Raw genomic sequence first — 16,766 nt, 5'->3', positions numbered from 1 at the left:
TATTTACTTATTAGGGCGCAGCGCGTACCAGCGCAGCAGCATGTAGCTCACGCCCGTCAGCCCGGTTAGCCCAGCGGGGATGAGCAGCGTGTTGTAGCCGATTTCCTGAAAGCTAAGTGCGCCTGCCAGACCGCCGCAGAAGAAAGCTGAGATGACCATCAGGCACAACATTAGCCGCCGGGGCTCCACTGCAACGCCACGCAACGCCTGACCAAGAAAGATGCCGAGATCGGTAAACATGCCGGACAGATGCGTGGTGCGTATGACCGCTTTGCTATAGGTCGTGGCCATGCCGTTCTGTAAGCCGCAGGCCGCCGCGGCGAACCATAGTCCGGCCATGTGATGGCGCTGCAGCAGCGCGGTCGCCACGACCAGAATCAGCGACTCCAGTATCAGCACGGCACCATAGCGCCTGCCCAGTCGCAGCACCTTGTCCTGGATGATCAGGCCGCTGGTCAGCGAGCCTAGAAAGAAGGCCAGCAGAATGGCGCTGAGCAAAACCACGTGGTGAGCATCGTGCTCAATCAGCGCGATCGCGAGCAGACTGGTGGTGCCGGTGAGATGCGTGACAGCCTGCTGCGAAATGCTGAGAAAGCCGACGACATTGATCATGCCGGCGATAAACGCCAGCAGCCAAGTGCCGACCCAGATCCAGCGTGGCAAGGTCGTCATCCGCCGCTGCCGACATCGCGCTGGAAACGATGGATCTGCCGGCGCTCCTTCTTATTCGGGCGATGATCTGGGTGGGCCAGATTCAGAGCCTGGCGCTGGGCTGTCTGCTCGGCGCGCTCGGCTAAGCTCTCCGGGGTTTCAGCGTAGAGCAGCTGTGCCGCGGCAGCCGGGCCGCGCACATCGCTGATCGCGAGCACATCCACGGTCTTGTAATCAAAGCCTTGCCGAATCCGTAGCTGCATGCCCACGGCAACCTCGCGACTGACCTTGATGCGCTGTCCTTGGCAATGCACATGCCCACTTTCGATGGCGGCCTTAGCCAGCGATCGCGTTTTAAAAAAGCGCGCCGCCCACAGCCATTTGTCGATGCGGGTACGCGCATGAGCGGCATTGTCACTCATGGCAGTGAGGCTCCCGATGAGTGGAGTAAGGGCGGCTGACCCAGCTCAATAAACTGATCAATTGCCGCGTGACGCAAGTGGGTGCGTGCGGGCTTCTGGCTGTCCGGCGTGCTCACGCACACGACCTGACCGATGCCGAAGCACGCGGCACTGTCGAGAACTGATTCGCTGTCATCGACAAACAATGCGCGCGCCGGATCGAAAGGATGTGCTGCATGAAGGGCCTGCCAGAAACGCTGGTCTTCCTTCGGCGCGTCGTAATCGTGCGAGCTGACCATCACATCAAAGTAGTGACCGAAGGCGATCTCGGCGAGCTTGATCTCAAGGCTGGCGCGGTGTGCATTCGTGGCTAACCACAGTGAGCGGCCACTGGCCTTTACGGCGGCAAGAAAGCTGAAGGCATCGGCTCGTTCGCGTATCAAATGCTTGAGGTCTGGTTTGAGTGCGGCCACATCAAAGCCGACTTTTTCACTCCAAAAGTCGGTGCAGTACCAATTGAGCGAGCCTTGATGCGCGGCGAATTGCGCGAGCAGCTCGCTTAAGCCTTGCTCTCGAGGCAGTCCGCGTTTATCTGCATACACTTCGGGCAAATACTGCATCCAAAAGCGGTTATCAAAATGCAAATCGAGCACCGTGCCGTCCATGTCGAGGATGACCGTATCAATGCGGGACCAATCTATCATTTGCGCTATCCTGTAAACCTTAAGCACAGTATGCCAAAGCCTATGCGCGCTGCGGCAGGACAAATGAGGCTCATCCATGACAAATCTTGAACTGCCATCTATTGATCGTACGTTGTTGGCGGCGGTATTGCAGGTGGCCGAAGCGGCAGGTCGAGACATCATGGCGATTTATGCGGACAGTAGCCGATGGGGCACGGTCACTAAAGCAGATGACTCGCCGTTAACCGCAGCGGATTTAGCTGCACATCAGCGCATCGTCGACGCGCTCGCACAGTTAGCAGGGCCTTGGGCACAGTTGCCGGTGTTGTCTGAGGAGTCATCGGCGGATGAGCTGGTCTCGCGGCGCGACTGGCCTGCGTGTTGGTTGGTTGATCCGCTGGATGGCACCAAAGAGTTCATCGCTCGGAATGGTGAGTTCAGCGTCAATATTGCCTTGGTCATAGGCCACGAAGCGGTGCTCGGCGTGGTGCATGGCCCCGCCACGGGTCTGAGCTATGTAGCGGCAAAAGGTGTGGGGAGTTTTCGAGTGGACGCTTCAGGCTGGCGGCCTATCAAGAGCGCAGCCCTTCCTGCTGTGGGTGAGCGACCGATTCAGTTGACGGTGAGTCGTCGCCATGGACTTCAGCAATTAGCACAGTTTGAGCAGGCTGCAGTCGCCGTGTTTGGTGCGGTGCAGAGTGTGCCGGCAGGCTCCGCCTTTAAAATTTGTGCGGTGGCGGAAGGCTTGGCGGATGCCTATCCGCGCTTTGGCCCGACGAGCGAATGGGATACAGCGGCAGCTCAAGTCGTCTTAGAAATGGCTGGCGGGTATTTGGTGGATCAGCAGGGGCGCTCCTTCCGATACAACAGCCGCAACACGCTGCTTAACGCCAGCTTCCTCGCCGTGGGATGTGAGCTTCAGCAGTGGTTGAGCTTATGGCCCACATAAAAACGCCCATCACAGGGATGGGCGTTTAGCTCACAAAAACACCTACTGCGCGCTTAGAACCAGTATTGATAGACCAGCTCGTAACCATGACTCTGGTACTTGGTCGCACCTTCGTAGTTATAGCCGATGCTGACGGCAGCATTGCGGCCCACGGGCATCATTACGCTAGTGCCCAGACCGAGCATGTTCTTCACAGCTTTTTGACCTTGGCTGACAAATGCGCCAACACCACCGACGGTGCCGCTGGTGTTCAGGCCTTCCTGTTTGAACTCATGCAGCCATTGCGCGGTCACGCTGGGTTTGATTTGACGGCCGGCAACTGTGGCTTCGGTGACCAGTCGCGCACCCAGGCCGGAAGTCAGACGCGAAGCGGTTGTGCGGTTAACTGTCAGGGGCGCTGGGCCATTTTCGGTATAACCATCTTGCTTCAGGTGATCGTATTGCAGGCTAACAAAGGGGGTAACCACCATCTTGCTGTTGGCTACTTCCATGCGCTTGCCTGCGGTAACGCGAGTGCTGAACAGGTCGCCATCAAACTTGCCGGTCATGTTGGACAGGCCAACAACACGTTGGGTTTTGTTCTGCTGTTTGGTGTAAGCCAGCAAGGCATCCAAGTGCCATGTGCCGTAGTCGCGGCTCATGTAGCCCGTGCCTTGGTAACTTTTGATTTCGCTACCGGAGCCTGTGGCGGTGTCACGGGCGTTCACGTCGGTATCAATATAAGTGAATGCGCCACCGACAATCATGTCGTTATCCAGGCGTGTATCAGCGCCAACGGTGAGGCCCGCAGATTGGCTCTCGTAGCCATCAAAGCCATTACGCATGTCCTGACGAGCTGTGTTGCCAATGGCCTTTATCCAAGCGCCGTGCTTGATTTCTTTAGTCGCGACAATGCCGCTGGCTACGCCGCGATGGTTGGCTTGCATCGACTTCAGCGAAGCGGGTGCATAGGCGATTAAGTCAGCATCGCGCAAGTTGTCAATGCGGCTGCCGATAGAGGTGAACGACAAGTTAGTGATGTTGAACAGCGCTTGGCTAGCAGCGTTGGCTGTATCGCAGGTGATGGCTTTTTTGGGAGCTTTCTGATTATTTTCAGAAATAAGATCAGATTCTTGAACAAAGTCATTGCAGGGATCTTTCGGAATCTCGCATCTAGATTCGTATTTACAGGCTGCAAAAACATTCCCCGCCAAAACAGAGCTAATCGCAAAGAAAAGTAATTTTTTATTCTGTGTCATGGATATAAACCTCTTATAAAAAGCCTGCGAAACAATGCAGGAGCCTACCTATAGTCAGTTATCCAAATGAAACAGAATGTATTTAAATTGTAAATTTGGATGAGCGGAGTCAACCCATCTTACTGCGACAAAAAAAGGGGGGTCTCCGTGTTTGAGCGAGCATGATAGCTCGAGCAAACAGGGAGTCCCCCCTTGGTACTAGCGCTTACCAGGCCTTTTCTAAAATCGCCATGATCTCTGCGCGATCGGCTTCCTTCGGATTGATGATGATGGCGCCGTCATCCAGCGTCAGCTCCGCAATTTGAGCCAGCTGCTCGCGCGTGACTTTGCCGGTTTCCCTCAGGGTGCGCGGGAGTTTGCAGCGATTGAAGATCTCGTCACGCATGCGACGGATTTCAGCGATGGCGCGGTCGGCGCGGTCCGCTACCGGCGTCGCGGCATAGACATCGGCACCGGCCAACGGCAGCAGCAGCTCGGCGATGCGGTCGCCATTCTTGTCCTTGTTGAACTCCAGCGCGTAGGGCAGGAACAGGTTCATGCACAGTCCATGCGGCAGGTGGCAAACAGCGCCAAGCGAGTGACCTAGTGCGTGTACCAAACCCACCATCGCATTCGAGAACGCAACACCGGCCATGGTCGACGCTTGAGCGAGCTCTAGGCGGCCATCGGCATCGGTCGGGTTGTCGAGCACATTGAGCAAGTTGTCGGTAATTTTCTTGATGGCGCCCGTTGCGTAGGCATCGCTGATCGGGTTGTGTGCCAGGCAAGTGAAGGCTTCAACGGCATGCGTCAGTGCATCCATACCGGTCATGGCGGTAATGTGCGGTGGCAGCGTAAGCGTCATGCGTGAATCGAGCACGGCAGCATTCGGCATCAGGAAATACGACACGAAAGGCATTTTCACGCCTTTCTCGGTGTCGGAAATCACGGCGATGGCGGTGGTTTCTGAGCCGGTGCCGGAGGTGGTCGGGACCACGAACAGCGGGCGCAGTGGACGCTTCAGCACATGCGCGCCGGAGTAGACGAGCAGGTCGTCGCCGCCTTCGGATGCAAGAATATTCACAGCCTTGCTGGTGTCGATCACCGAGCCACCGCCAACAGCGATAATGGCGTCGCAGTGATTGTCACGATAAGCCTTGGCAGCAGCGCGCACGGTCTGCAGCGAGCTGTCTGGCGGCACGTCGTCAAAGATCGCCGCAATGCTGGCACCGGCGGCGGCAAAGGCGGCCTCAACATGGGTCAGCAGGCCCACACCACGCACACCTTTATCGGTGATGATGAGCGGGCGTTGCGCGCCCAAAATGTTGAGTTCGAACGGCACATGTTCGAGGGCGGCGTGACCGGCAATGACTTTGACCGGGCAGAAAAATTCGTAGTAGGGCTTGCTCATGATTAGTTTCCTGTGACGAGTGACTTGGCCACGAGGCCGTAGATGCGGGCGGCTTTGCTCAGCTTTTCGGTGAGCGGTACGTCGTCGTAACGCTTCACGGCGCGCGTGGCGATCAGCTTGGGCAGAATCAGGGTTTCCATACGGTTCAAACAGCGCACCAGACGAATGGAGTGCGAGACATTGCCATCGGCCACCATGCGGTCATTGGCAAAGGCTTGCGCCGTGCCCTCTTGAAACGAGAAGACGAGGAAGGCATGGGTCATGTGCTTGAAGCGAATCGTCAGGTCGGGCTTGCCGATGGGCGCGTTGATGACATCGGCGATGCCGTTCTCCTGCATGCGCAGGAAGAAGTTCGGGCCGCTCGGGAACACCGTCATGCAGATCTGGTAGCCGGCCGGGAAGGCGGAGAGGTTGCGCTGCACGTCGGCATCGACACGACTGGCAGCCGCCAAGCCGCCACCGACGATTTTCATCATGGTGGAGACATAGGCTTTCTGAGCTTCGTAGCCCAGCGTTTCTTTATTCAGGTTCATGAGACGCTCGCGTCCAAAGAATGGCGACGCAAGAGTCTAGAGCAATTACTCTATATTTGCCAGCCAGCGTACCTTGCTCGACTTCTGCGGGTGGTCCGACAGGCGGTCAAGCAACCATGCCAAGGTTTTTTGCGCTTCTTCATAGAAGCCCCAGGGCGGGTTAATGACGATCAGACCAGAGCCGTTAAGGCCCAGTGCATTGTCGTCCGGCTGCATGAGTAATTCGCAGGCGAGCATCTTCGGGATGCCGCTGTTCATCAGCTCGCGGTAAAACTTGACGATGGCCGTGCGCTGCTTAATGGGGAACCAGATCGCGTAAACACCCGTCGGCCATTTGGTATGCGCCGCCACGATGAGTTTGACCAGCTGCGGAAAGGCGTCGCGTTCCAGTTCGTAGGGCGGGTCGATCAGCACCAAACCACGTTTCTCCTTGGGCGGAATCATCGCGTTCAGGCCTTCATAGGCATTGCGTTGATGCACCGCCACTCGAGCATCATCCTTAAAATAATGACGTAGGCTGGCGACTTCGGCGTGCTGCACATCCATGAAAATGGCGCGATCCTGTGCGCGGAGCTGGCGCAGGCCGAGCCACGGCGAGCCGGGGTAATGACTGCGACCGCCGGCGGCTTGGCAGGCGAGAATGCCTTGCAGGTAGTCAGCCACCCACGTGGGTGCGCCACGATGATCAGTCAGCCGTTCAATGCCTTGCAGGTATTCACCGGTTTTTTGCGCTTGCATGCCGTGTAAATCGTAGATGCCAGCGCCAGCATGCGTATCAATAAAGCAGAAGGCGGTATCCTTCTTCTTCAGTGCGGCGAGCAGGCCCATTTGCAGGCTGTGCTTCATCACGTCGGCAAAATTGCCGGCATGGAAATGGTGACGGTAGTTCATGGTAGCAACATCAAATAATGAGAAACGAATGATACCCGCTTTGCCGCCCTTAGATTGGGCTACTGTTTTAACGGTGTTGCCCGAGCCGGGCTATGTGGTGTTGCCGGACTTTATACCCGCCTCGCTGGTGACGGCGTTGCGCCACGAGTTGCGCGAGCAGGATGCGAGCGGGCAGTTTCATGCCGCCGGCATCGGGCGTGGTGCAGCGCAGCAAATTCAGCGTCAAATTCGGGGTGATCGTATCGCTTGGCTAGAGGCCTCGTGGCCAGCTGCCGCCGCCTACCTGCAGATCATGGATGACTTGCGTGAGCAATTGAATCGCGAGCTATTTCTTGGCGTGGCGGAATACGAGGCGCATTACGCCTGCTATGAGCCCGGCAACGGTTACGGGCGACACATCGATCGGCATGTCAGCATGGCGGGATCAGGGCAGGGGCAGCGCGTGATTTCTACGGTGTGCTATCTCAACGAGCCGGGCTGGCCGGCTGATGCGGGCGGGAAGCTGGTGCTTTACCCAGAAGGTGCTACGCCGTTAAGCGTTACGCCGGAGGCCGGCACTTTGGTGGTGTTTCGCAGTGACTCGATGGCGCATGAAGTGCTGCCGGCGAAGCAGCAGCGATTAAGCATTGCTGGCTGGATGCGTACGCGCGATTAAAATTGCCGCGTGCGCAGCAGCACCAAGGTGCAGGCTTCCTCGGTGGCAATGCCGGCTTTTTCAAGCCGAGCTGCCACTGAAGGATGCTCGGCACCCGGGTTGAAAATGACCCGCGTCGGCTTCAAGGCCAGCAGGCCGTCCACCAGCGGTTCCAAATGCACAGGGCTGACATACACCGTTACCGTATCCACCTTTTCCGTGATGGCAGCCAGCGAGGCAGCCACCGGCAGGCCGGCGATTTCCCGTTGGATGGGATTCACTGGAATCACCGTGTGCCCATAATGGCGCAGCAGATGAATGGCCTGATTGCTGTAGCGCTCAGCCTTGGGGCTGGCGCCTAGCACGGCGACGGTTTCAGTCATTACTTGTCCGTCACCGCGCCTTCGGAGGCGCTAGACACCAGCTTGGCATACTTGGCCAGCACGCCACGCGTGTAGTTCGGCTTAGGTTGCACCCACTTTGCCTTGCGCTCGGCCATCACCGCATCGGACACGGCCATGCTGATTTCACGAGTTTCGGCATCAATGGTGATCTTGTCGCCATTCTCCAACAGGGCAATCGGGCCGCCATCAAAGGCTTCCGGCGTGATGTGACCGACCACGAAGCCATGCGAACCGCCAGAGAAACGGCCATCGGTAATGAGCGCGACTTCCTTGCCTAGCCCCTTGCCCATGACGGCCGACGTTGGCGACAGCATTTCGCGCATGCCGGGGCCACCCTTGGGGCCTTCGTAGCGGATCACGATGACATCGCCCGCAACCACTTCGCCGTTGAGAATGCCGGCGAGCGCGGCCTCTTCGCCGTGATAGACACGCGCCGTGCCTTCGAAGCGCAGACCTTCCTTGCCGGTGATCTTGGCGACTGCGCCAGTGGGCGACAGGTTGCCGTGCAGAATAACCAAGTGTGAATCTTTCTTGATCGGGTTGCTGAACGGACGAATGATGTCTTGGTCGGCTGGGTAGTCGGCAACATTGGCGAGGTTTTCAGCCAGCGTTTTACCGGTCACGGTCATGACATCGCCGTGCAACAAACCGGCATCGAGCATACGTTTCATCAGCGGCTGGATACCGCCAATGGCGACCAGCTCCGACATCATGTATTTGCCGCTCGGACGCAGGTCAGCGAGCACCGGCGTGGTCTTGCCGATCTCGACGAAGTCATCGAGCGTGAGCTTCACGTCCACGGCATGGGCCATAGCGAGCAAATGCAGCACGCCGTTGGTGGAGCCTGCCAGCGCGATGATGACGCGGATGGCGTTCTCGAACGCCTTGCGGGTCATGATGTCGCGCGGCTTGATATCACGGGCGAGCAGCTCCACGACTTGCTGACCCGCACGGAAGCAGTCCGAAGCCTTGTCGGAGGAAATGGCGTCTTGCGCGGACGAGCCGGGCAGGGACATGCCCAAGGCTTCAATCGCGGAAGCCATGGTGTTGGCGGTGTACATGCCGCCGCAGGAGCCGGGGCCGGGAATGGCGGTGTCTTCAATCTGCTTAACTTGAATCAGGTCGATGTCGCCCTTAGCGTGCTGACCCACGGCCTCGAATACCGAGATGATGTCGGTGTGGCCATAACCGGGCTTGATGGTGCCGCCATAAACGAAAATCGATGGACGATTCAGGCGGGCCATGCCGATCAGGCAGCCCGGCATATTCTTGTCGCAGCCACCAACCGCCACGATGCCGTCGAAGCCTTCGCAGCCCGCCACGGTTTCGATGGAGTCGGCAATGACCTCACGCGACACCAGCGAGTACTTCATGCCTTCGGTGCCGTTGGCGATGCCGTCGGATACGGTGATGGTGTTGAAGATGACGCCCTTGCCGCCGGCCGCGTTGGCGCCCTTCTCGGCCTCTTCGGCGAGCTTGTTGATGTGCATGTTGCAGGGCGTGACGTTGGCCCAGGTCGAGGCGATGCCGATCTGCGGCTTCTTAAAGTCTTCGTCGGTGAAGCCCACAGCGCGCAGCATGGCGCGACCCGGTGCCGCCTCCACGCCGTCCACGACTTGAGAAGAATACTTACGCATGTTGTCGGTGATTTTTGTCATGTCCGAAATCCTTAAAGCGGTTTGCTGAGTACCAGCGAGTTGCGCTGGTAGTTGTAAAGGGATTGGCGATACTTCGGCAGGTCATCCACCGAGGCGGGCTCAAAGCCGTGTTCTTGGAACCAGAGGCCAGTGCGTGTGGTGAGTACGAAAAGTTTACGAAGCCCTTTGCTGCTGGCACGCTTTTCGAGGAACTCCATGAGCTCGCTGCCACGGTCGCTCTTGCGGTAGTTCGGGTGAATAGCAACGCAGGCAATTTCGCCCGCAGGCTCCTCGCCCTTGAGTGCTGGCAGCGGGTACAAGGCCGCACAGCCGATGATCATGCCGTCGCGCTCGACCACGGCGAAATGGGCGATCTCGTTCTCCAACTTTTCACGCTCGCGACGCACCAGGATGCCTTCTTCTTCCAGCGGCTCGATGAGGTCGATGATGCCGCCCACGTCCTCAATCTCGGCCGTGCGAATTTCTTCGTAGGGGTCGTGTGTGATTAGCGTGCCCGAACCGTCACGCGTGAACAGTTCCTGTAGCAGCGCACCATCGCGGGCGTAGGAAATGATGTGGATGCGCTTCACGCCCTCGCGGCAAGCCTCGCGAGCGGCGTTCATGTGACGCAGCAGCTCGCTGTCTAGCGGTCGGTTGCGCAGATACTGATCGACCTCATTGGGGATCATTTCGCGCAGCAGGCGGTCATCGTTGTCATCGACGATGCCTTCGCGCTCGCCCAAGCAAATTAGCTTATCAGCTTGCAGTGAAGTGGCCACCGACACCGCTACGTCTTCCGCAAGCAAGTTAAAGACTTCGCCGGTGGTCGAGTAACCTGTTGGGCCAAGAATGACGATGTGGTGATTGGCGAGGTTCTTATTAATGACCTCGGTATCCACCGCACGCACTTCGCCGGTTAGGCAGAAGTCCACGCCATCGCGCACGCCATAGGGTTTGGCGGTAATAAAATTGCCCGACACGGCATCGATCTTGGCGCCAAACATGGGCGAGTTCGACAGACCCATCGACAGAAGTGCTTCGATCTCCAAGCGAATGGCACCGACGGCATCCATGACGCAGCGCAGCGCCTCACGCGTGGTCACGCGCAGACCGTTGTGATAGGGCGTGGTCAGACCGTACTCGACCAGGTTTTCGTCGATCTGCGGGCGTGCACCATGCACCAGCACCAGCTTGATGCCCAGCGAATGTAGCAGCGCGATATCATGCACGATGTTGCGGAAATTCTCGTGGTTCACCGCCTCGCCGCCAAACAACAGCACGAAGGTCTTGCCGCGATGCGCGTTGATGTAAGGCGCGGAATTGCGGAACCAGTGCACATACTGTTCCGACATGGTGTCTTGAAACGGGTTCTGGCTGCTCAAGGGGGTAGGCCTAGGTCAGTGGGAGGCATCGCCTCAAAGTGTTGGGATTGTATAAGTGAAGCGGGGTCGGGCGGTAGCATCTGCTTACAAGCAAAAACGCCGAACCAACGCCGCTAATGTATCAATTGTCGGCTGCAGGCTGGCAATCACCAAATGCTCATCGGGCTGATGCGCGGTTTCAATGCCGCCCGGGCCGAAAATCACCGCCTCCATGCCCAGCTCCTGAAAATACGGGCCTTCTGTGCCGAATGCCGCCGCACCGGCGGTGAAGCCAGTCATCTCCTCAACAGCTTTCACCAGCAGGGAACTGGCCGGGGTTTCCATGGCCGGCGTACCACTAAACAGCGACTCGTTGCTGATGCTGACCTGATACTCCTCGGCCAACGGTTTTAAGCGACGCTTGATCTCGGCGCGCAGACTGTCCATCTCCATGCCGGGTAGCGGTCGCAGGTCGTACTGCAGCTCGCAGCGGGCGCAGATGCGGTTGGGGTTATCACCGCCGTGAATGCAGCCGAGGTTGAGCGTGGGCGTTGGCACCGTAAAGAGCGGGTTGTGCCATTTTGCCGCTAGTTCGCGACGGTAGCCGATCAGCTCGCTGATCACGGCGTGCATGGCATCCAATGCGTTATGACCCAGCGAGGGATCGCTGGAGTGACCGCTACGACCCTCAATAATCACGCGCTCCATCATTACCCCTTTTTGCAGGCGCAGCGGTCGCCCACTAGTAGGCTCACCGATCACGGCAAATCGTGCCTTCGGCTTACCAGCGGCGACCAGTGCCTTGGCCCCCGCCATGCTGGTTTCTTCATCGCAGGTGGCCAGAATAATCACCGGCGCTTTTAGCGATTCACCCCGCCGCACGGCAGCAACAGCAGCCTCAGCGGCTTCCAGTACGAGCGGGAAGAAGCCCTTCATATCGGCCGTGCCAAGGCCAAATAAGCGGCCATCGCGTTCGGTCAGTGTGAACGGGTCGCTCTGCCATTTGGCCCCATCGAAGGGGACGGTGTCGGTATGACCAGCGAACACCAAGCCGCCGGGTCCTTCCCCGAGCGTGGCAATCAGGTTGGCCTTGCCCGGCGCCACCGACATGATCTCGCAGCGAAAGCCGAGCGTCTCGGCCCAGTTCGCCAGATGCTCAATGACGGTCAGATTGCCCTGATCCATGGAGGGATCCGTGCAAGTCACGCTAGGTGTTGCAATCAGGGTGCGCATGCGCGCGAGTAGGGTGAGGTGATTCATGGTGCAGGCTGCAGTTCATTCGAAGGTTTAGCAGTGTAGCGCGACTCAGGCCGCCCTCGCAGCCTGGGCAAAAATTCATGCGCCTGTCACGAAACGATCAGGGCAATGTCATGCAGTAGGGGCAGGGTACAGCTATCTAAAACCACCTGATAGGTAACGAGATGAGCCACAACCACCCCATGGAAAATAGTAACCCCTCAGCCAACGAGCACATTGACGTGCTGATTGAGCAGCGCATGAGTCGTCGTGATGTTTTAAAGGGCGGCGCGACCATGGGCGCAGGCTTGATGATGGGCAGTGTGGCGCTGACGGGTTGCGGTGAAACCAAGGCCGCTGAGTCGTTGACATTGAAATTTAACCCAGTGGCCAAGTCGGTGGCTGACAGCGTGACGGTGCCAGCCGGCTACACCGCTCGCCCGTTAGTGTCTTGGGGTGACCCCTTGTTTTCCGGCGGTACATTACCCAGCACCATTACGGCGTTGACCTCTGCTCAGCAAGAGCAGGCCATTGGTGATCATCATGATGGCATGTATTACTTTGGTTTGAATGCGGCGGGCTTGCCCGACCGCAACAGCAATGATCGCGGCCTTTTGGTGATTAACCACGAGGCGGTTACGGAAGATTTTGTTCATGCCAATGGCGCAACATTCGATAAAACCACGCTGGACACAAGCTCACAGCTGCTGCCCAAGGCCGGTGATTACAGCAAGGACAGTGTGCGTACTGACGCCGAAGAGTGTTTAAAGGAAATGGCGCTTCACGGCATTTCAGTCGTGGAGATTGTTAAGCAGAACGGCCGTTACCGTTATGTGCAGGGTAGCCCGTTTAATCGCCGCCTTACCCCGTACACCCCGATGCAAGTTTCCGGACCCGCACGCGGCAGTGATTTGCTGAAAACGGTGTACGACAACACCGCCACGAAGGCGCGTGGCACACTCAATAATTGTGCTAACGGCTTTACGCCGTGGGGCACCTACCTGACCTGTGAAGAGAACTGGGCAGGCTATTTTGGTCAAGCGGATGCTAAGTTCGATACCAACGACAACACCGCTGGGCGTGTCAATCTGGCCACCGGTACGCCAGAGCAAAAGCGCCAAGCACGCTATGGCATTTCCCGTCATGGCTTCCAACAGCTGCGCTGGTACACGGCGCCCGATCCCATGGGCACGGGTGACCGCGCGCAATTGATGTCGCGTTTTCAGCTGCAGCCGCAGGCCGGCATGACCGCCATGCAAGACTATCGTAATGAGGCCAATACCTTTGGCTACGTGGTAGAAATCGACCCCTACGACCCGCTGTCGGTTCCGAAAAAGCGTACGGCCTTAGGGCGTTTTTCGCACGAAGGTTGCTGGCCCAAATTTATCGTTGGCAAGAAGATGGCCTTCTATATGGGCGATGATTCGCGCGGCGAGTATCTCTATAAATTTGTCACCGATGCCGTGTTTACCGGTAGCGAAAATCGTGTGAACGATATTTTGGACAATGGCACGCTGTATGCCGCGAAATTTAATGCCAATGGCATGGGCGAATGGCTGCCATTGGCGGCGACCAATATGACCTTGGCCATGACGGCGGCTGAAATTGCTGTCTTCACCCGTGAAGCAGCCGATAAAGTCGGAGCCACGAAAATGGATCGCCCGGAGTGGACGGCGGTTAACCCGAGTAATGGCGAGGTTTATCTCACCTTGACCAATAACAGCCAGCGCACAACCGGCACGGCCGACGCTGCCAACCCGCGCGCTTACAGTGATGTCCGCCAGTTTAAAGATACCTTTGGCGATGGTCAGACGCGCACCAACAACGGTAACGTCAATGGCCACATCATCCGCTTAGCAGAAACGAGCGATGATCCGGCGGCCACCACGTTCCGATGGGATATCTATGCGTTTGGCGCAGAGGCCGATGCGGCTGCTTCGGTGAATCTCTCCGGCTTAACCGACACCAATGATTTCTCGAGCCCCGATGGCTTGTGGTTCGATCCGCGCGGCATCCTCTGGATTCAAACCGATGATGGCGCCTACCTCGATGAAACGAACTGCATGATGTTGGCCGCGATTCCCGGCAAAGTTGGCGATGGCGGCCCGGTGACGGTGAACAATGTCATCGGGTCAACGACTGGCACCGTGGTCACCGTGGCAGGCAAAGCCCCCACCGCGGATAACCTGAAGCGATTCTTGGTAGGACCCAAAGGTGCGGAAATTACCGGCATTGATATGACCCCAGATCGCAAAGCCCTGTTTGTTAATATTCAGCATCCCGGTGAGTCGGGCGGCTTTAGTAACTATTCGCAAATGAGCACATTCACTGAGCAGAGTAGCTTTAATGCCTTGGAGTCAATGCCGGGGAGTCGCCGAGCACGCTCAACCACGTTGGTCATCACGAAAGATGATGGTGGCGAAATCGCCGTTTAGGTTAATCCAGCCATAAAAAACCCCAGCATCTGCTGGGGTTTTTTATGCCAAACGAAGCTTAGATGGGCAGCATGGCGAGCAAGGCACCGAGGCCAGGGATGGCACTAAGGGCTGCTTTAAGACCCGCCGGCGACAACGCATCAGCGCCCGGAATGGCCGGTGCGCTAGGGATGGCTGGAGCACTTGTCGGTAAGCCACTTAAGGGTAACGAGCTCAACGGCAGTTGGTTCAGGCCAGGAATGCCTGCCAGCAAGTCAGTTAAGGGCTTCAGTGGGTTCGCGCCCGCACCGGGTGCGCCGGAAGGAAGGCCTGGAATGCCGCTAGGCAAGCCGCCGCCAGTGAGTGCAGCAGGTAAGGCCTGAAGATTAGCCGCTAGGTTCTCAACGAGTTGAGTAACGGCTACTTGGTAGCCAGCAGCATTCGTGCCCTGTTGCAGCACCGTCACCGCATCATCAACGGCATCGGCAACAAGCTCTAAGGCCTCTGGCACGAGCGGTGCTGCACTGGCTTGGCTGGCTGCATTACGCAGCTGCACGCTAATCGCACGAATCGCTTCCGCTTGTTGTGTGAGCGTTTCTAGGGAGAGGGGCAGGTCGCTGGGCGCGTTACTACCAGAAGGCAGCCCGGGCAGGCCAGGAATGCCGGCGAGATCACAGCCGGTTTGACCGGCTAGCGAACCCACCAGGCCACCAGCGGCCGACACCAGTGCTTGAGCCGCCTGAAGTGTTTGGCTGTTTTGTGGCGCGGTGAGGGTGTCGGGGCCAGCTGCGCCGTCCGCAGCGAGGGCGTCAACCAGATCCAGTGCACGCAAGGACACGGTGTTATCAACACAGGTGAGCACACCAGCGACCTTTACCGGAAGAGGGGAGGCTTCATCGGCGGGTGCAGCACCCTCTATAAGTGCGCCGAAAAGCTGCTCAGATAGGGCTTGTTGCACCGGGTCTGCGGGGCCCTCGATGCCAAATTTAGCCACAGGTGCAGTAGGGGTCGTGCCGCCATCGCCTGTGCCACTGCCACTCATGCTGCCGCCGGTGGTGGTATCGCCGCCAGAATTATTGCTGGAGGTAGTGGATGAGCTTTCGCTACCGGAACAGCCTGCCAAACTAATGGCTACAGCGAGTGCTAATAATTGAAATTTCATGTTGTGCCCCTCGTGGTAATTCACGTTATTCGTTATTGGATTGCAGGGCGATCGTAGTGGAATTGTTGGTCGTTGACGTGCTCAGATACAAAACGAAACAGGAGTCATACAGGATGTTGTATTTTGTTACGAAGATGCCTCGTTTGCTCTCTTGCGATGCTTTTCAAGTAGGCTGCCAGCAAATAGGCCCACTTCAAATAGCAGCCACATGGGTACGGCTAGCATAGTCATCGACAGCGCATCAGGCGGGGTCAGAAACATGGCCACAAAGAAGCAGCCAACAATGATATAGCGGCGCTGAGCAGCCAAGCTTGCGCTTTCCATGACGCCCGCTGCGATTAGCACCAGTACCGCGACGGGTATTTCAAAGGTGAAGCCAAAGACAAGGAACAGCTTGAGGGCGAAGTCCAAATACAGATTGATATCGGTCATGATGGCCACGCCTTCGGGGCCCACGCTGGTAAAAAAGCCAAGAATGGCGGGCAGCGTAATGAAATAGGCGAAACTCACGCCCGCGTAGAACAACAGAATACTCGAGAGCACAATGGGAATCGCAATGCGGCGCTCATGGGTATACAGCGCCGGTGCAATAAAGCCCCAGAGCTGAAACAGGATGTAAGGCACGCAGGCAAACAGTGAGACAAAAAAGGTTAACTTAAACGGCGCCATAAACGGCGAGGTCACATCGGTGGCAATCATGGTGCTGCCCGGCGGAAGTAGTGCGCGCAATGGGGCAGACAGCAGGGCATAAATGTCGTTAGCGAAATAGACTAATGAAAAAAACACCACGATCAAGGCAATAACCACGCGCACTAGACGTGTACGCAGCTCAATCAGATGCGTGACCAAGGGCATTTCAGTGGGTGGCAGTTCAGCAGGCGAGGTCATGGCTTCTCAGTGCGCTCGGGCTTAGGGGCTTCGAGAGCGGTATTCAGAGTTTCTTGGGCTTCATCTAGGCCAGATGCCGCTTTCACTTTTTCCATTTCTTGCTTAATGCGTTCACGCATTTCAGCGGCAGCCACTTCATTTTCAATATCGGCTTGCACACTCACAATCATGCGGCGGATACGGCCCACCCAAGCGCCGGTCATGCGCGCAGCATGCGGCAATTTCTCTGGGCCGAGCACGACCAAGGCAATAACGGCGAGCAGGAGAAGTTCGCTAAAGCCCACATCAAACATG

Annotated in this window: 17 protein-coding genes; 3 read left to right on the top strand and 14 right to left on the bottom strand. The window is 57.5% G+C overall.

Translation table 11 applies throughout. From position 1 onward, the window contains the following. Nucleotides 1–3: 3 nt before the first annotated feature. The 3 genes from AC14IB_RS04995 to yrfG are packed head-to-tail and all read right to left on the bottom strand — an operon-like array spanning nucleotide 4 to nucleotide 1,756. On the bottom strand, nucleotides 4–672 hold the full coding sequence (locus tag AC14IB_RS04995; RefSeq protein ID WP_484230843.1) for a YoaK family protein: 669 nt from the start codon (nucleotides 670–672) through the stop codon (nucleotides 4–6). Next, on the bottom strand, nucleotides 669–1,073 hold the full coding sequence (locus AC14IB_RS04990; protein ID WP_484230842.1) for an RNA-binding S4 domain-containing protein: 405 nt from the start codon (nucleotides 1,071–1,073) through the stop codon (nucleotides 669–671). The genes AC14IB_RS04995 and AC14IB_RS04990 overlap by 4 nt, the downstream gene beginning before the upstream one ends. After that, nucleotides 1,070–1,756, bottom strand: coding sequence for a GMP/IMP nucleotidase (gene yrfG / locus AC14IB_RS04985; protein ID WP_484230841.1), 687 nt, complete (start codon nucleotides 1,754–1,756; stop codon nucleotides 1,070–1,072). Before yrfG ends, AC14IB_RS04990 begins: the two co-directional genes overlap by 4 nt. A 76-nt stretch (nucleotides 1,757–1,832) precedes the next feature. On the opposite strand from yrfG, the gene cysQ reads away from it, so the two are divergent. Next, a complete protein-coding gene (gene cysQ, locus AC14IB_RS04980) occupies nucleotides 1,833–2,684 on the top strand; it encodes a 3'(2'),5'-bisphosphate nucleotidase CysQ (protein ID WP_484230840.1) in 852 nt (283 codons plus the stop codon). 53 nt (nucleotides 2,685–2,737) lie between these two features. On the opposite strand, the gene AC14IB_RS04975 is transcribed toward cysQ, so the two are convergent. From AC14IB_RS04975 to AC14IB_RS04960, 4 genes are all read right to left on the bottom strand, one after another. Next, nucleotides 2,738–3,922: an autotransporter outer membrane beta-barrel domain-containing protein gene (locus AC14IB_RS04975; protein ID WP_484230839.1), complete on the bottom strand. Its 1,185-nt coding sequence runs from the start codon at nucleotides 3,920–3,922 to the stop codon at nucleotides 2,738–2,740. A gap of 205 nt (nucleotides 3,923–4,127) precedes the next feature. Beyond that, nucleotides 4,128–5,312 (bottom strand): iron-containing alcohol dehydrogenase, encoded by a 1,185-nt coding sequence (locus AC14IB_RS04970; protein WP_484230838.1) that lies wholly within the window; start codon nucleotides 5,310–5,312, stop codon nucleotides 4,128–4,130. A 2-nt stretch (nucleotides 5,313–5,314) separates the two neighbouring features. Next, a complete protein-coding gene (locus tag AC14IB_RS04965; RefSeq protein WP_484230837.1) occupies nucleotides 5,315–5,845 on the bottom strand; it encodes a hypothetical protein in 531 nt (176 codons plus the stop codon). A 45-nt stretch (nucleotides 5,846–5,890) separates the two neighbouring features. Further along, the gene (locus AC14IB_RS04960; protein ID WP_484230836.1) at nucleotides 5,891–6,736 is read right to left on the bottom strand and encodes a 23S rRNA (adenine(2030)-N(6))-methyltransferase RlmJ; all 846 of its coding nucleotides are present in this window, start codon (nucleotides 6,734–6,736) and stop codon (nucleotides 5,891–5,893) included. Nucleotides 6,737–6,764: 28 nt separating this feature from the next. On the opposite strand from AC14IB_RS04960, the gene AC14IB_RS04955 reads away from it, so the two are divergent. Beyond that, nucleotides 6,765–7,391, top strand: coding sequence for a 2OG-Fe(II) oxygenase (locus AC14IB_RS04955; protein WP_484230835.1), 627 nt, complete (start codon nucleotides 6,765–6,767; stop codon nucleotides 7,389–7,391). Here the strand turns inward: AC14IB_RS04955 and AC14IB_RS04950 are convergent. The 4 genes from AC14IB_RS04950 to argE all read right to left on the bottom strand — a co-directional run bounded on the left by AC14IB_RS04950 (nucleotide 7,388) and on the right by argE (nucleotide 12,032). Next, nucleotides 7,388–7,753 carry a CoA-binding protein gene (locus tag AC14IB_RS04950; protein WP_484230834.1) on the bottom strand — a complete coding sequence of 122 codons (366 nt, stop codon included), beginning with the start codon at nucleotides 7,751–7,753 and terminating at the stop codon, nucleotides 7,388–7,390. The two genes, AC14IB_RS04955 and AC14IB_RS04950, sit on opposite strands and share 4 nt — an antisense overlap. Beyond that, nucleotides 7,753–9,432, bottom strand: a complete 1,680-nt coding sequence (gene ilvD / locus AC14IB_RS04945) for a dihydroxy-acid dehydratase (protein ID WP_484230833.1) — start codon at nucleotides 9,430–9,432, stop codon at nucleotides 7,753–7,755. The genes AC14IB_RS04950 and ilvD overlap by 1 nt, the downstream gene beginning before the upstream one ends. 11 nt (nucleotides 9,433–9,443) lie before the next feature. Beyond that, entirely contained in the window at nucleotides 9,444–10,763 is a 1,320-nt protein-coding gene (argA, locus tag AC14IB_RS04940; RefSeq protein ID WP_484230871.1) for an amino-acid N-acetyltransferase, read from the bottom strand. A gap of 114 nt (nucleotides 10,764–10,877) precedes the next feature. Then, nucleotides 10,878–12,032 carry an acetylornithine deacetylase gene (argE, locus tag AC14IB_RS04935; protein ID WP_484230832.1) on the bottom strand — a complete coding sequence of 385 codons (1,155 nt, stop codon included), beginning with the start codon at nucleotides 12,030–12,032 and terminating at the stop codon, nucleotides 10,878–10,880. A 161-nt stretch (nucleotides 12,033–12,193) separates the two neighbouring features. Here argE and AC14IB_RS04930 point away from each other — a divergent pair, with 161 nt between their 5' ends. Further along, nucleotides 12,194–14,443, top strand: coding sequence for a PhoX family protein (locus tag AC14IB_RS04930; protein WP_484230831.1), 2,250 nt, complete (start codon nucleotides 12,194–12,196; stop codon nucleotides 14,441–14,443). A gap of 58 nt (nucleotides 14,444–14,501) precedes the next feature. Here AC14IB_RS04930 and AC14IB_RS04925 read toward each other — a convergent pair whose 3' ends face one another. The 3 genes from AC14IB_RS04925 to tatB form a co-directional block, all read right to left on the bottom strand. Further along, the gene (locus AC14IB_RS04925) at nucleotides 14,502–15,584 is read right to left on the bottom strand and encodes a hypothetical protein (protein ID WP_484230830.1); all 1,083 of its coding nucleotides are present in this window, start codon (nucleotides 15,582–15,584) and stop codon (nucleotides 14,502–14,504) included. Nucleotides 15,585–15,710: 126 nt separating this feature from the next. Further along, complete coding sequence (gene tatC, locus AC14IB_RS04920; protein WP_484230829.1) at nucleotides 15,711–16,472, bottom strand: twin-arginine translocase subunit TatC; 762 nt, start codon at nucleotides 16,470–16,472, stop codon at nucleotides 15,711–15,713. Then, the gene (tatB, locus tag AC14IB_RS04915; RefSeq protein WP_484230828.1) at nucleotides 16,469–16,765 is read right to left on the bottom strand and encodes a Sec-independent protein translocase protein TatB; all 297 of its coding nucleotides are present in this window, start codon (nucleotides 16,763–16,765) and stop codon (nucleotides 16,469–16,471) included. Before tatB ends, tatC begins: the two co-directional genes overlap by 4 nt. Between the last annotated feature and the right edge of the window lies 1 nt (nucleotide 16,766).

The organism is Perlucidibaca sp. (assembly GCF_057084925.1).
The sequence above is the reverse complement of the archived record's forward strand: the minus strand, read 5'-3'. Positions and strand labels throughout refer to the sequence as shown.